At 61.1% G+C, this 14,038-nt stretch carries 14 protein-coding genes and 1 pseudogene; 1 reads left to right on the top strand and 14 read right to left on the bottom strand.

Annotated features, from left to right (window positions below; translation table 11 throughout):
• Positions 1-24 precede the first annotated feature (24 nt).
• A complete protein-coding gene (locus K663_RS22330; protein WP_001389365.1) occupies positions 25-789 on the bottom strand; it encodes an IS6-like element IS6100 family transposase in 765 nt (254 codons plus the stop codon).
• Positions 790-843: 54 nt separating this feature from the next.
• Positions 844-957, bottom strand: a pseudogene (locus K663_RS23670) (recombinase family protein); the annotation flags it as partial.
• A gap of 125 nt (positions 958-1,082) precedes the next feature.
• On the opposite strand from K663_RS23670, the gene K663_RS22325 reads away from it, so the two are divergent.
• Complete coding sequence (locus tag K663_RS22325; protein WP_011627727.1) at positions 1,083-3,974, top strand: Tn3 family transposase; 2,892 nt, start codon at positions 1,083-1,085, stop codon at positions 3,972-3,974.
• Positions 3,975-4,250: 276 nt separating this feature from the next.
• Here K663_RS22325 and K663_RS22320 read toward each other — a convergent pair whose 3' ends face one another.
• The 12 genes from K663_RS22320 to K663_RS22265 all read right to left on the bottom strand — a co-directional run bounded on the left by K663_RS22320 (position 4,251) and on the right by K663_RS22265 (position 14,038).
• Complete coding sequence (locus K663_RS22320; protein WP_062121872.1) at positions 4,251-4,592, bottom strand: hypothetical protein; 342 nt, start codon at positions 4,590-4,592, stop codon at positions 4,251-4,253.
• 175 nt (positions 4,593-4,767) lie between these two features.
• Positions 4,768-5,244 (bottom strand): hypothetical protein, encoded by a 477-nt coding sequence (locus K663_RS22315; protein WP_235589639.1) that lies wholly within the window; start codon positions 5,242-5,244, stop codon positions 4,768-4,770.
• Positions 5,241-5,450, bottom strand: a complete 210-nt coding sequence (locus K663_RS22310; protein WP_062121870.1) for a hypothetical protein — start codon at positions 5,448-5,450, stop codon at positions 5,241-5,243. The genes K663_RS22315 and K663_RS22310 overlap by 4 nt, the downstream gene beginning before the upstream one ends.
• A 13-nt stretch (positions 5,451-5,463) precedes the next feature.
• Positions 5,464-5,853, bottom strand: coding sequence for a DUF3768 domain-containing protein (locus K663_RS22305; protein ID WP_008831643.1), 390 nt, complete (start codon positions 5,851-5,853; stop codon positions 5,464-5,466).
• Positions 5,854-6,181: 328 nt separating this feature from the next.
• Positions 6,182-7,339, bottom strand: a complete 1,158-nt coding sequence (locus tag K663_RS22300; RefSeq protein WP_235589638.1) for a Fic/DOC family protein — start codon at positions 7,337-7,339, stop codon at positions 6,182-6,184.
• Positions 7,340-7,465: 126 nt separating this feature from the next.
• A complete protein-coding gene (locus K663_RS22295) occupies positions 7,466-7,726 on the bottom strand; it encodes a hypothetical protein (RefSeq protein WP_062121867.1) in 261 nt (86 codons plus the stop codon).
• Between the two features lie 147 nt (positions 7,727-7,873).
• Entirely contained in the window at positions 7,874-8,746 is an 873-nt protein-coding gene (locus K663_RS22290) for an ArdC family protein (protein ID WP_011627725.1), read from the bottom strand.
• 438 nt (positions 8,747-9,184) lie between these two features.
• Positions 9,185-10,960, bottom strand: coding sequence for a ParB/RepB/Spo0J family partition protein (locus tag K663_RS22285; protein WP_011627724.1), 1,776 nt, complete (start codon positions 10,958-10,960; stop codon positions 9,185-9,187).
• Between the two features lie 281 nt (positions 10,961-11,241).
• On the bottom strand, positions 11,242-11,562 hold the full coding sequence (locus K663_RS22280; protein WP_062121864.1) for a hypothetical protein: 321 nt from the start codon (positions 11,560-11,562) through the stop codon (positions 11,242-11,244).
• Positions 11,563-11,678: 116 nt separating this feature from the next.
• Entirely contained in the window at positions 11,679-12,176 is a 498-nt protein-coding gene (locus K663_RS22275; protein ID WP_011627723.1) for a thermonuclease family protein, read from the bottom strand.
• Positions 12,177-12,262: 86 nt separating this feature from the next.
• Positions 12,263-13,144, bottom strand: a complete 882-nt coding sequence (locus K663_RS22270; RefSeq protein WP_011627722.1) for a DUF7146 domain-containing protein — start codon at positions 13,142-13,144, stop codon at positions 12,263-12,265.
• A gap of 111 nt (positions 13,145-13,255) precedes the next feature.
• Positions 13,256-14,038, bottom strand: a complete 783-nt coding sequence (locus K663_RS22265; RefSeq protein WP_011627721.1) for a hypothetical protein — start codon at positions 14,036-14,038, stop codon at positions 13,256-13,258.

Genomic DNA, 14,038 nt, shown 5'->3' with positions numbered 1-14,038 from the left:
AGGTAGGCTGTCGCTCTGCGCCGATCAGGCGGCTGCTGCGAAATGGTGGTTGAGCATGCCCATGGCCTCCGTCAGCGCCGAGGGCCCAATGCCAAAAGCTCTCTCCACAAGGCGCACCTCGCCCCTGATGCCGGGCTGCAGGCACCAGGGGCGAGCCTGTCCTTTGCGCAGGGCTCGCATGACTTCGAATCCCTTGATCGTGGCATAGGCCGTGGGGATCGATTTGAAACCGCGCACCGGCTTGATCAGTATCTTGAGCTTTCCGTGATCGGCCTCGATCACGTTATTGAGATACTTCACCTGCCGGTGGGCCGTCTCCCGGTCCAGCTTTCCTTCGCGCTTCAATTCGGTGATCGCTGCACCATAGCTCGGCGCTTTGTCGGTATTGAGCGTGGCAGGCTTTTCCCAGTGCTTCAGGCCTCGCAGGGCCTTGCCCAGGAACCGCTTCGCTGCCTTGGCGCTGCGGGTCGGCGACAGGTAGAAATCGATCGTGTCGCCCCGCTTGTCGACTGCCCGGTACAGGTAGGTCCACTTGCCCCGCACCTTGACGTAGGTTTCATCCAGGCGCCAGCTCGGATCAAAGCCACGCCGCCAGAACCAGCGCAGCCGCTTCTCCATCTCCGGGGCGTAGCACTGGACCCAGCGATAGATCGTCGTATGGTCGACCGAAATGCCGCGTTCCGCCAGCATTTCCTCAAGGTCGCGATAGCTGATCGGATAGCGACAATACCAGCGCACCGCCCACAGGATCACATCACCCTGGAAATGGCGCCACTTGAAATCCGTCATCGTTCCGTCCGTCCAATCTCCGCCAAGCATGCTCAAGCTTCACGATTTTTGCAACAGAGCCTCATAGATATTGCCTGGCTCGACACCGGCAGCGCGAAGGGCATCGTGCTGCAGGTCGAGCGACTGCGAGCCGTCGGCTTTGGACACGCGGGCGTAGCCGATCAGCATGGATCACAAACGAAGGTTTGAGGCGGTGACGAACATGAGCACATAAGATTGGGCTATTGTGTATCTTAACCAGCATCTCAATCAAGCTATCTCAAACCGTAGCTCGGAAAGAATAAGGAGCATGTATGCCGCGTCGCGTGACCCTGACCGATCGACAGCGCGAGGCGCTGCTTCACTTGCCGGTCGATCAAGGTGAGCTGCTGCGGCACTATACCCTCAGCGATGAGGATCTCGGGCATATCCGCCAGCGCCGGCGCGCCCACAATCGTTTTGGCTTCGCGCTGCAACTGTGCGTCCTGCGCTACCCGGGCCGGGTGCTCGCTCCTGGCGAGTTGATCCCGGCGCAGGTATCGGATTTCATCGCGGCCCAGCTCGGCCTGACCAGCGACGATCTACTCCTCTATGCCGCGCGCGAGGAGACCCGGCACGAGCATCTGGCGGACCTTCGCCGAATCTACGGCTATCGCTCCTTTTCGGGGCGGGGCGCACGGGATTTGCGCGAATGGATCGCTCGGGAAGCCGAGGCGGCGACATCGAATGAGGATCTTGCCCGTCGCTTCGTTGCGGAGTGTCGCCGCACCCGCACGATCCTTCCCGGCTCCTCGACGATCGAGCGCCTTTGCGCCGATGCGCTGGTTGAGGCCGAGCGCCGGATCGAGGATCTTATCGCCCATCGCATCACGCCAACCCTGAGCGAGAATTTGGCTCACCTGTTGGAGGATACGGTGGATGGTCGCGTCACGCGCTTCGTATGGCTGCGACAGTTCGAGGTTGGCGCAAATTCAGCAGCCGCTAACCGGCTGATGGATCGACTGGAATATCTTCAAAGGTTCGATCTTCCGGCGGATTTGCTGGACGGCGTGCCGGCGCATCGTGTGACCCGGCTTCGCCGGCAGGGCGAGCGCTATTACGCCGACGGCATGCGTGATCTGCCCGAAGACAGGCGGCTTGCGATCCTCGCTGTCTGCACCCTGGAATGGCGGTCATCGCTGGCCGATGTCATCGTGGAGACCCACGATCGCATCGTAGGCCGTCTCTATCGGGCCTCCGAACGCCTTTGCAACACCAGGATCGCCGACGAAAAGGCGGCCGTTCGGGACACGCTGAAGTCCTTTGCCGAAATCGGTGGTGCTTTGCTTGGAGCGCAGGACGATGGCACGGCCCTGGACGGGATAATCGCCACCGGGCCTGGCTGGGAACGGTTCAGAACCCTTGTCGCCACGGCCTCCGCGCTGACCAACGTGCTCGCGGCCGACCCGCTCAGCCGTGTGCTGGACGGCTATCACCGTTTCCGCCTCTACGCGCCCAGGATGCTGCGCCTGCTCGACATGCAGGCGGCGCCGATCGCCACGCCTCTTCTGGCGGCCGTTGCGATGCTGCGTAACGGGATCAAGGTCGATCCGCCGGTGGATTTTCTACGTCCCAACTCGAAATGGCATCGTCATCTTCGCGCTGAGCCCAGCGGCGACCACCGGCTTTGGGAAATCGCGGTGCTGTTCCACATCCGCGACGCCTTCCGGTCCGGTGACATATGGTTGGCGGGATCGCGCCGCTATGGCGACCTCAAGCAGCTTCTGGTCCCGCCACAGGCGATAGAGCAGACCGCGCGGCTCGCCGTGCCGCTGCGACCCGGCGAATGGCTGGCCGAGCGCAGGGCTCGACTGGATACACGGCTGAAGGAGTTTGGCCGCGCGGCGCGAACCGGCACGATCCCAGGCGGCATCATCGAGAACGGCAAGCTGCACATCGACAAGCTGAGGGCCGACACGCCCGAAGGGGCCGAGGATCTCGTGCTCGATCTCTATCAACAGCTCCCGCCCGCGAGGATCACCGATCTGTTGCTGGAAGTCGATGAGCGAACCGGATTTTCCGAGGCGTTCACGCATCTGCGCACCGGCGCGCCCTGCAGCGACCGGATCGGCCTGATGAACGTGTTGCTGGCGGAAGGCGTCAATCTCGGTTTGCGCAAGATGGCGGCGGCGACCAACACGCACAGCTTCTGGGAATTGCTGCGGATCGCGCGCTGGCATGTCGAAGGCAGCGCCTATGATCGGGCGCTCGCCATGATCGTGGAGGCCCACGCCGCCCTGCCCATGGCCGCCTTCTGGGGACAAGGGCAATCGGCATCCAGCGACGGGCAGTTCTTCCTTGCTACCGAGCAGGGCGAGGCGATGAATCTGATCAACGCGAAATATGGCAACGTCCCGGGCCTCAAGGGATACAGCCATGTGTCCGATCAATATGCGCCGTTCGCAACCCAGGTGATCCCGGCAACGGTCAGCGAGGCTCCCTATATCCTGGACGGGCTGCTCATGAATGACGCGGGCCGCCGCGTTCGCCAGCATTTTGCCGACACGGGCGGCTTCACCGATCATGTGTTCGCCGCCTGCGCCTTGCTCGTCTACAGGTTCGCCCCCCGTATCCGCGATCTCCCTCAGAAAAGACTCTATGCCTTCACGCCCAACGCGACGCCGGCCAATGTGCGAGCGCTGGTCGGAGGTAAGATCAATGAACCGCTCATCGAGCGCAACTGGCCCGACATCCTGCGCATCATGGCGACGATCGCAGCGGGGATCGTCGCCCCCAGCCAGATTCTTCGCAAGCTCGCCTCTTACCCGCGCCAGAATGAGCTGGCCCTCGCATTGCGAGAGGTGGGCCGCATCGAGCGAACCCTGTTCATGATCGACTGGATTCTTGATGCCGGCCTCCAGCGCCAGGCTCAGATCGGCCTCAACAAGGGTGAGGCCCACCACGCCCTAAAGCGCGCCATCAGCTTCCACCGCCGAGGTGAAATCCGGGATCGATCCGGCGAAGGCCAGCACTATCGCATCGCCGGAATGAACCTGCTCGCCGCCATCATCATATTCTGGAACACCATGAAGCTCGGCGAGGTCGTCAATACCCGGGCCGCCAGCGGTACCCATATCGCGCCTGATCTACTCGCCCACGTCTCGCCGTTGGGATGGGAACACATCAATCTAACCGGGGAATATCGCTGGCCCAAATCCTTAGCGTAGGATTCCGCCCCCTCCCGCAAACGCCCCCAAATGGCGTCCTCCTGCCAGTCCTGGCTTGGAGACGGAAAACCGGCTCCCGCTGCGCCGATGATGTGAGGAATTAGACCCTCTGGCACCTCGGCAAGCGGGACCGGCTGCATTGGCGGCAGCAACATGATGATTCCCTTCGTCGGCCCTTATAACGCAAGAGAGAACGAAAAAGGAACATCTTCAATCCAGCCATCCGCGATTGCGAAGCTGAATGCCCCCCTGCCATCGAATTAGGCAATGGCTTCGTCATCGCCCCTGATCGCGTAGATAGTAGCGAAGGGCGAGAATGGCCGCTGTCATGTGTGTATCCCACGCCTGGCGTTCATGTTGAGGGCGTGACGAGTAGGATTGCGGGGTGATTTCCAAGCCTGTTTCATCGGTTGCAAATAAGGTCGCAAGACTGATGGCGAAGCCGGACTTGGGATCGGATAATCCCTGTAAAATCGCCTCGCGGCCTATATGAGTTGGCTCGTCTGCATCGGGATCGAAGAATAGCGGGTCATGTGGCCCCGGCGCTCGCCCGAACTTCTTCTTGAAGGCCGCATATTGGGCTTGCAGCACCTCTTCGGGGATCGGGTATTTTGACATTTGAACCCTTCATTGCCGCTTATCCGGACAAGCGCGAACATTTCATATCACTGCGCCAGTAGCGATCCCAGCGAACAACGGTGCGGGTCGCCAGCATGGCGCAATTGAGGTTCGCGATTTTCAATCACGGCCCTCAAAGCGCGCTATCAACCGTTCAGCAATTGGCCTGATTTCATCAGCTGGCGGTCGCGGTGCAATCCGAACCTATGGCGGCACTGTAAGTGCCGCCATCGAGTTGCACGACGCGCACAAGCCAAACATCACGCCGGATTTCGCACTGATCCGGCAACGGGCGTTGCATGATCTCATGAAAGGCGAGGTCAACCCATTGGCGCATGTCAGGATCGCGAGCCGCGTCGGCGTAGTCGGCGCGGCTCGCCATGACGCTATAGTCGTCGCCAATCACGAATTGACGTTCTCGCGCACGCCGATCCTTCTCGATCCGCGTCACGCGATCTTTTTCCGCCCGCTTCATGGCCTGTTTCATCCGAACATCGTCGGCGCTGCGCGTCAGCGCCGCAATGATGCTGGGGACGCGCGCGGGCATGTAATGCCCCGCGCACTCAGCTGCCTCGATCACAAATTGCAAATCGCTGATCTCGGTGGGGGAGAGGGTGACGCGAACCGCGCTCGCGGTGTTGCTGATTTTCATGGCTGCGGCTCCGGCTCTTCCTTCGCCTTGTAGGCGGCAAGGCCGATCCACGATCCGTTGTCGCCGCGAAACTGGCGCACAACATCGCCACCGTCCCAATGGCCGGTAAAGATGCCGCGCCGATTGATGCCGCCGACGGGGCGCGTGCGTGCCGCCAGAAGGCGGGCGCGGCGCGTGTCTCGATCTATGTGGCGCATGGGTTGCATGGTCGATCCTTCCTCAATATTCGCTGGTCAGGAGAATGGTGAGCACGCGGGTCGTGGCATCGGGATTCCACGGTTCGGCGCTGCCAAATTCAAGATCGCGGTCGTAATAGTCGAACTTCCACATGACCGAGAGGGCAGGGCGCGTGCTGTCGTCGGTCCAGCGGGTATGCCATTGGCCGATCACATCGCGATAAAGGAAACCGGCGTCATGCTCGCCGTGCGGGTCGTTGTCGGGCGTGAAATCCTCAAAGCCTTCGATCATCTTGAGAATGTCGCTCTGCGTATTCTCGTCCAGCGCCGCGATGCCTTGCGTAATCACGGTGCGACAAGTCACGCCCATCGTTCGCCGCGCAATGTCGTTCAGCGCCGCAATGGTGGCGATCTGGTCAGTCGTCGCTTCCATTTTCCTCACTCCTTTAGGCGAAGCCGCTGCCTGCGGCCTGCGGCTCTGACCCGCTGGCGAAGCGCGGGATGGGGAGGGGGAAGCAAAATCGATGGGAGTGGTGCGGGCGGCACGGTTAGGGAGGCCCCGGCGCGCGCGAGCGCGCCGGAACTGGCCGAACTTGGCGTGCAACCCGGTCCTGTCGATTATGCTTCGGGAACGAAAGGGCGGGTGCCCTTGGTGTTCCCCCCGGTGGCAGCTGCCACCATTGACGGGGCGCGGCCCTGGGCCGCTCGATCCTATGTGGCAGCTGACAGACTATTAAGTGCGCGGCCCTGGCCGCTCATTATCAGCGCTCGCGGTCCTTTGCTTTCTCGGCTGCCTGCGTCGGTAATTTGCCTTCGCGCAATGTCGTGGCGACATGGGCCTTTGCGCTTTCGACGATCTGTGCCAGCTGTTCCTTCGATGCGCCGCGCTCGGTAGCGGCGGCGAGACGCTTATCAATGGCGAGCTGGAATTGCGCGAACCTGGCATCGGCCCGGTTCTGCTCAGGCGAGTTTTTCTCGAATTGCGCAGCAAGGCGTAGATCAACCTGACTGACGCCGGGGGGCATGACTTGCAGACGTAGCGCGCGATCGGCGGCCTGAATGTCGCGGTCGCTCATTTTCGAAAGGAAATCTGCGGCGCCCGCGCTGATGGCGCGGACTCTTTGCAGCGGGTCCATGCCCTCGGACCAATTGACCTCAATCTGATGATAGCGGCGCTGTTCAATCAGCTGAAGGTGATGCATCGGCCCTTTGGGGTCGCGGAAAAAGGCAAGCTCCTGCGCTGAACGCGCGGCCAGCTGGCGCATGTCAGCGGACGTTTCCGCGATCCGGTTAAGCTGCTCATACTGCCGCGACGCGACGGTTTGTGCAGTAGGTAAGTAACGGCTGATCTGATCTTTGGCTTGCTCAATGCTCATAGCGCGCCGTTCGCCAGCTGGCATGAGAGATTCCATCGAGGGCGGAAACGCGATGCCCGCTGGCCCACGCGCTGGCTCGACGCGGTTCTGTTCGAGCGGCATGGCATCACGGATGACTTTGGCGAGGGAGGCGTGATTTCCGGTGTGGAAGCTGTCGCGGCTCGCCTCCATCCAGTCCTTCGGCCCCATTGCCTGGATCGAGACGAATTTTTCGGCCGCAAGGGAATGTAGCTGCAAGTGCAGGCGCATGGTGCGGCCATTGCCCTCACGGAACGGATGAAGGGCATTTAATTCGGAAATATGCCGCCCCATGGTATCGGAAAAGCGATCACGATCCATCGACTTGAGGGTTTGGAGGTCGGGCAGCTGCTTAAATTCGTGCTCCATGCTGCGGGCAATGAAATGCGCTCGGGCAAAAGTGCTGCCCGGTTTGCTTATGTCCACAGTCCGAAAGCGCCCCGCCCAATCATATACGTCCTGAAACAGATGATCGTGCAGTTCGCGATACTCGCGCGCGTTCGTCGCCGGCGCGGCGCGCTGCACGACCAGCTCGCCATGTCGGACAACCGAGAAGAAAGCTTCTCGCTCCTTGAGGATATTATCGTCGCGGATTCCCAGCTTGTTCCGAAGAACGTCGCTGTTACGCCAGGTGTAAGGGTCGCTCACCTGTCATGCAGCGAGTTTCTGGCGGGACAGAACATCACGGTTGTAGTCCTGCGCCAGACCAATCGCCACATCGACGGGAATTTGGGTTTCGACCAACAGCAAACAAAAAGAGTGGTCATCCGAAACCAACTCAAGTCCTTCAATCTTGCAATTTGCGATTGCCTCGCAATAAGCTGCCGTCACGGCAGGAATGTCTTCCTGCCGACGAGGCTCATACCCCATCGCCTTGATGCGATTCCTGTAGGTGTCGATGATATTTTCCATTTTGCACCTAAAAACGACCTGCTCCCGCCTATAGTTAACATGTCGGGATTTGTATATAAACCACATTGAGTAGCCCCCGAATTTCACCTTCCCAAATCGAGACGCCGCGCTTGCGCGGCGTCTCGTGCATTTTGCAGGCCGGGGCATTCAGTCCGCTTGGTCGGTCATCATCGCCAACAGGTAGTCGGCGGCGTTTTGTGCCTCGCGGGCGGCCTCGAAGATCGCGCGCTTGTCATTGCGGAGCGCGGTCAACCAGTGCTCGATATACGCGGCATGATCTTCGCGTTCCTCGACCTTGAAACCAACAATCGCACCGATGAAGGATGCGCCCAGCTCGGCCACGAGTTCGTCCCTCGCGTAGTCGGCGCGGCTCGTTGAAATCAGGGTTTTCCGGTTGAGGCGGCTTTCATGCCCTGCATGATGCACGGCTTCGTGCGCAAGCGTGGCATAGTAGTCGTCGGCGGAATGAAACGCTTCAAAAGCGGGCATTTGGATATAATCGTCGCGGGTGTGGTAATAGGCTTGCGATCCGCCAATGCGAACGGTTGCGTCAATGCGAGAGAACATCAGTTCAAGCTCAACGTCGCGGGTTTCGGAATTGGTGATGATCGGGGCGGGCGCGGGATATTTGCCGTCCAATCCCTCGACCTGATCGGCATTGAAAACCGTGTATCGTTTCAGGAACGGAATGGCGCGTTCGTCGTCCGTCTCGGAGTCCTTCACGACAAGCTTGTTGGCATAGACAACGGTGGTCCCCTTGCTGCCCTTCCTGACATTACCGCCAAGCTCCAATGCCTGTTTGAAGGTCAGCCAATAGGGCGAGGCGAAGCCCTGACGCATGGCGCTGGCCCAAAGGCTGAGGACATTGATTCCACGATAGGCAACCCCATTGTGCCGGAGCGGAATGGTCGGCCCACCGCTCCACGGCTTCACCCAAGGCTTTGTCCCCGCTTCCAGCATCGCAAGAATGTCGTCGGTGACGGCCTGATAAATGTCGATCCGGTTCGTTTCCTTAGCCATTTTCCTCACTCCTTTAGGCGAAGCCGCTGCCTGCGGCCTGCGGCTCTGACCCGCTGGCGAAGCGCGGGATGGGGAGGGGGAAGCAAAATCGATGGGAGTGGTGCGGGCGGCACGGTTAGGGAGGCCCCGGCGCGCGCGAGCGCGCCGGAACTGGCCGAACTTGGCGTGCAACCCGGTCCTGTCGATTATGCTTCGGGAACGAAAGGGCGGGTGCCCTTGGTGTTCCCCCCGGTGGCAGCTGCCACCATTGACGGGGCGCGGCCCTGGGCCGCTCGATCCTATGTGGCAGCTGACAGACTATTAAGCGCGCGGCCCTGGCCGCTCATTATCGCGAGCGATTTTTACAGCCTACGTCGTGTAACAAAGGGGAGGCGGTGGCAGCTGCCACCGCCTCCACGTTTGCGGGGAGCGCGGGAGTGAAGCGCGCTCCCCGTGCCGTCATGCCGCTTGGCTTTCGCTATCGGCGGCATCGGGCAAGGCAGAGGGTCTAAGGGCGGGGGGTAGGATGCGCCGCCCCGAAAGGCGCTCGTTGACCGTCACGGCAAGGTCAGAGCGCTTCATGGTCTGGCAATTCTCTACAGCGTCGTTGCCGCAACTTTCGGCCAGCAGCTTCAAGAGCGTGGCCTTGCTAAGCTGGTCATAGAATACCTGATTAGGTTCCCACTTGTCGGCCATGTCGATCTGCGCGGCCCCGACGATCTGCGCCAGCTGGCGGTCGCGGTCGCTGTGGAACGAGAGGCTCGTGATCTGCGAGGCCACGCAGTAGGCCAGCAGCCGCAATTTCGCTTCGCTGTCCATCTGGCGCATGTCGTCCAGCGTGGGTGTTTCCGCCAAGCGGTCAAGATCGGCCCTCGCGATCTCGTCAATGTCGGCAATCGTGGAATGGCCCATGACCGCATCGTCAACATGGAAGCGGTTCTTCTCGGCGGTGATTTCGGCGGCTTGTTGCCACGAATAGGCATTGCCGCGAACCTGTCCCAAGAGGCCCGTCAAGAGCACGTCCAGCGCCAGTTCCGGGTCGCTGGCAAGGGCTTCTCGAACCGCCATCGTGCGGATGCCGCCCAGCTGATCCATGACTTTCTGCGAGTAGTCGGGCCTGGGAGGCTTGGGGCCATCGGCGGCGGTGCCCTTGGCGCTGCGGGTGAACGCGACCTGCTCGATACCGTCATGGCCGATAAACACGATAAGGGAGTGCTCGGCCTTCTGCTCGGCAGTGAAAACGCGGCAAGCCGATACGATAGCGTCCTGCTTGCGGGTCAGGGCGCGCAACTCGTCGTCATAGTCGTGTTCGTCCTCGTCCACCTCGCTTTCCCGCTTGGCGATTGCCGCCTCGATCTCGACCAGCAGCGCGGTTTCTTCCTCGGTCGGATCGCGCTCGCCTGCGGGTTCCAGATGGCCGCGCATCCAGTAGGAATCAGGCCGGTAGAGCTGCCCTTCTGCATCGCGCCAGCCATCTTCGCGCGCCGCCTTGGCGATGGCGTCAAGCCGATCTTGCACAAGGTCCATGACAAGGCCCGCATCATCGCAATAGCGACGTTCTCCGAAAAGATCGGTGGTGAAGGTGCCGCCTGCGGCGCAATAGGCTTCCTCGCCCACAATGCGGAAATGCTTGTCGGTGTCGGCAACCTTCTCCTGGGTGAGCATGGCGCGGATTTGGTGGGCGTTGTCGCCGGTGCGCTTGAAAACCTCAAGCTGGCGGTCCTGATCGTCGGTGAGCGCGAAAGCCTGCGCCGCGCCCATGCCGATTTCGTCCTTCTGGAAGGCTTTGAGAATGGTCGGGTGTAGCGCCGCCAGCTTCAACACGCGGCGGACATAGGCGGGGGAGACGCCGAACGAGGCTGCAACATCGTCAACGTCCTTGCCGCTGTCGATGATCGCCCGATAGGCTGCGATGGCATCGGCGGGGTGCATGTCCTCGCGCTGTGCGTTCTCGGCAAGCGAGATTTCCAAGGCCTCGTCCTTGCTGCGAATTTCAACAGGAACCTCGAAAGTGCCGGGGATCGCCTTTGCCTTCTGCAACAGCTTCAAGGCCCGGTAGCGCCGCCCTCCTGCGCAAATCCTGATCTTGCCGTCTTCGTCATAGCCGATCAGGTTTTGCAGCACGCCCCGCGCCTGAATGTCAGCTGCGAGGGCTTCGATTTCCTTGGGCTTCACCTTCCGCACATTGAGGTCGGAAAGCGCCAGCTTGTTCAGTTGGATGGTCTGGATGGTCATTTTTCACTCCTTTAGGCGAAGCCGCTGCCTGCGGCCTGCGGCTCTGACCCGCTGGCGAAGCGCGGGATGGGGAGGGGGAAGCAAAATCGATGGGAGTGGTGCGGGCGGCACGGTTAGGGAGGCCCCGGCGCGCGCGAGCGCGCCGGAACTGGCCGAACTTGGCGTGCAACCCGGTCCTGTCGATTATGCTTCGGGAACGAAAGGGCGGGTGCCCTTGGTGTTCCCCCCGGTGGCAGCTGCCACCATTGACGGGGCGCGGCCCTGGGCCGCTCATCTAGCGGCTAGAGAATGGCGAGCGCGAGAACCGCAACGATAGAGCCGCACAAGGCGGACAAGAGCATCAGGCGCATCGTTGTGGCATTGATCGTGATCGCAGCGCCGGCACAAGCCCATAGCAGGGCAATTGTGGGGCCAGCGCGGTAGATCAGGAAGCCGATATAGCTGTTCGGCAGGAACTGCGGATAATCGAGGATCAGGCGTGCGACGATTCCGCCGCCTGCGAGAATGAGCGCGGCGATCAGCCATGCGGCGATTGCCTCGGCGCGCGGCGATACGCTGTGCCTGGGCACGGCCTGCGTTGTCGTTCGCGTCGCATCATTCATGCTGAACTTCCCTTTTAGCCCTGACCGTCACCCGAATGGGCGGAGACTGCTTTGCTGGCTCCGTGGAACCGCGCGGCGCAGCCGTGTGGTGGAGTAGGGCAGGTTCCCGGCTCCGGTCATTTGCACTTGTTCGGCAGCTGGCCCCTCTCGATCGCCAGATTCCTCATCGCCTCATAATCGACACCCCAAAGGCCCCGTCGCTCATTGGCTGCGTCTTTCATGAAACGGGCATAAGCCAGCCCTGAATGTTGCCTGTAATCAACGGCATATCCATGACGCACCATCGTTGCCGAAACAGATGCCCCATTCGACCGAAACCGGCACGACATGTTAGACCGGCCCCAGCTCGTTCGCCGCGTGTTGCATATCGGCTCAATCGTCAGCTTTTCGTCCTGAAAATCGCTCGTGCAATCCATGCCGCCATTTTGCTTCACCAGTTCTTCCAGATAGAGGCCCGCTGCGATCTTGGGCACATTGCCCTTGCCATCATCATCCGGCGCATCAATACCCGACAACCGCACCCGCTTTTTATCGAGCGTTTCGAGCGTATCGCCGTCGATAATGCGCGGGTTCTCGATGTAGATCGAAACAGGCTCGCCATTCCTTGCTTGCATCTGATTGAACAGCGCCCCGAACGCGAAGATAGAGAGAATTGGCAACGCGATTTGCTGATTTCGCGGCCACTTTTTGAAACCTCGGATTAGCACCTGGCTCTCTCCTGAAGAATGTCGTTCCAGTCCATCGGCGCCGGGGCTGGCGGGAGGATGATTTTCAGTTCGCGGTCGTTAGCAGTGAGGTGGTCGCGCGCGTCCTCTATGGCCTGTGCGGCTTCCTGGCCGTGCTGCGAGTAGATCACGATTTTTCGGATGCGTTCGGGGATCGCGATCAGGCCATAGCGGCGAATGCCGCCCGCGCCCCACACCTTGAATTTCCCGGCGCTTAGCTGGGTGACGGAAACGGCTTCCTCGAAGCCTTCCGCGAGGCGCAGAACATCGTTGGTAGGCTGGCCGCCGATCCGCATGGCGGCGTGTCGGACCAGGCCGAGCGTCAATTTCGCCTCGCGGAGCGCCGCATGATAGCGTTTCTCGCCAGTTGCTGGATCGAGCAAGATCCGCTGCACGGCGATTATGCCTTCGTCGGCCTCGAACGGCACGAGAAGGGCAGGATGCTCTTCGCGGGCGTCAGGCGGACCAACAATGCAGCGCGGAGCGAAGCGGACCTTAAGGCCGGTCGGGTCGATCGCGCGCAAACGCAGATAGCGTTCAGCCGCGGTGCCTGCGATCGGCACGGCGGAATCCCATAGTTGCAGGGCGAGCTTCCGGCGCGAGGGTTCGGGAGCGCGATCGACCGTTTCGCCGCTTGTGTGGCGATTGATTTTGCGACTGTTGAGCGCGGACCACACGGCTTCTTGACTGCAACCGGCCCAACATTTGAACAGGACGGCCTTCTTGCCGGGGGTGACTTGGAGCGACGGATTGCGGTCGTTGTGGGCTGGGCAGCAAACCATGCCATATGAGCCGCGCCAATGGCCGCCCATATCCGCTACGATCTGACGTGCGCGTGCTTCGACGTCCATTTGCATCGAACTTCTTCCGTCAACGGTATCCCGACATTGGGATTTATACACATTTCACGTAGGCGGGCAAACGGTCGGGATATATGCCAATATCGCGCATGGCCCGGCTAGGGCCATTCAATATAAATATCTCCGCCGGTTATCTTCACTCGCGGATGACTCACGTTCTTTCGCCTCGATCGCTTCACCCAAGCTGGCGAGAATATTCGCCAGCTTGCGCTTGTCCCGCTCTTCGCGGGTAAGCTCCCATAGGGGCAGCTGATCCCTCATGCGCTCCATGTCGCGCGCCGCCTCGATCTGGCGATACTGCTCGCAAGCGGGGGCTGGGTCGGCCGCGATGCCGCGACGGCGGCGAGCAGCGAAAATTTTCGAGAGGAAGGCAGGGAAGAGGAAGCGATAGGCGTTTGTGGCCTGCTTGATGCGCGGGCCAGCCCCTTGCGCTTCGTGGTCGGGAACCGGCTCGTAGCGCCTGAACCAGTCAATAATGCGCGCGTCTTTAAGCCGCGAAAGCGCCTGAACAACGCAATTCTTGCTTAGGCCGGTTCCATCCATGATGGTGTGAAGGCTGGGGAACAACGCGCCGGTGCTATAGTCGATGACGCGGGCCAGGAACTCGATGATCTGGATGCCGGCCTGTCCGATCGCGCCGTTGCGAATGCGCGGTGTGGTCGTTCGTCGCTGCGCGAGTGTCTGCCGCTCGTAGAGCTTTGCAGCTTCAATCATCTCGCGCATCTGGCGCGCATTGCGGATCGGCGTGTAAGCCTTAGCCCGCTTCTCGTGGCCTACGGCTATGCTGCCGGCCCAGACTTTGACGCGCGGTTTTTCGGCACGCGCAAGCAAGGCGCGGTCGATCGTGGCGAGGCCAGTGCTACGCAGCACGGCGCCTATGGAAGTGGTCAT

The organism is Sphingobium sp. MI1205 (genome assembly GCF_001563285.1).
Lineage (GTDB): Bacteria > Pseudomonadota > Alphaproteobacteria > Sphingomonadales > Sphingomonadaceae > Sphingobium.
This window is presented reverse-complemented; position numbering and strand designations above follow the sequence as displayed.

What these genes read in the sequence shown, in the direction of transcription:
- K663_RS22295 (WP_062121867.1), bottom strand. Translation starts at nt 7,726, where the DNA reads ATGGAAAATATCATCGACACCTACAGGAATCGCATCAAGGCGATGGGG.
- K663_RS22270 (WP_011627722.1), bottom strand. Translation starts at nt 13,144, where the DNA reads ATGCAAATGGACGTCGAAGCACGCGCACGTCAGATCGTAGCGGATATG.
- K663_RS22320 (WP_062121872.1), bottom strand. Translation starts at nt 4,592, where the DNA reads ATGTCAAAATACCCGATCCCCGAAGAGGTGCTGCAAGCCCAATATGCG.
- K663_RS22290 (WP_011627725.1), bottom strand. Translation starts at nt 8,746, where the DNA reads ATGGCTAAGGAAACGAACCGGATCGACATTTATCAGGCCGTCACCGAC.
- K663_RS22310 (WP_062121870.1), bottom strand. Translation starts at nt 5,450, where the DNA reads ATGCAACCCATGCGCCACATAGATCGAGACACGCGCCGCGCCCGCCTT.
- K663_RS22330 (WP_001389365.1), bottom strand. Translation starts at nt 789, where the DNA reads ATGACGGATTTCAAGTGGCGCCATTTCCAGGGTGATGTGATCCTGTGG.
- K663_RS22280 (WP_062121864.1), bottom strand. Translation starts at nt 11,562, where the DNA reads ATGAATGATGCGACGCGAACGACAACGCAGGCCGTGCCCAGGCACAGC.
- K663_RS22315 (WP_235589639.1), bottom strand. Translation starts at nt 5,244, where the DNA reads ATGAAAATCAGCAACACCGCGAGCGCGGTTCGCGTCACCCTCTCCCCC.
- K663_RS22305 (WP_008831643.1), bottom strand. Translation starts at nt 5,853, where the DNA reads ATGGAAGCGACGACTGACCAGATCGCCACCATTGCGGCGCTGAACGAC.
- K663_RS22265 (WP_011627721.1), bottom strand. Translation starts at nt 14,038, where the DNA reads ATGACCACTTCCATAGGCGCCGTGCTGCGTAGCACTGGCCTCGCCACG.
- K663_RS22275 (WP_011627723.1), bottom strand. Translation starts at nt 12,176, where the DNA reads ATGCAAGCAAGGAATGGCGAGCCTGTTTCGATCTACATCGAGAACCCG.
- K663_RS22325 (WP_011627727.1), top strand. Translation starts at nt 1,083, where the DNA reads ATGCCGCGTCGCGTGACCCTGACCGATCGACAGCGCGAGGCGCTGCTT.
- K663_RS22285 (WP_011627724.1), bottom strand. Translation starts at nt 10,960, where the DNA reads ATGACCATCCAGACCATCCAACTGAACAAGCTGGCGCTTTCCGACCTC.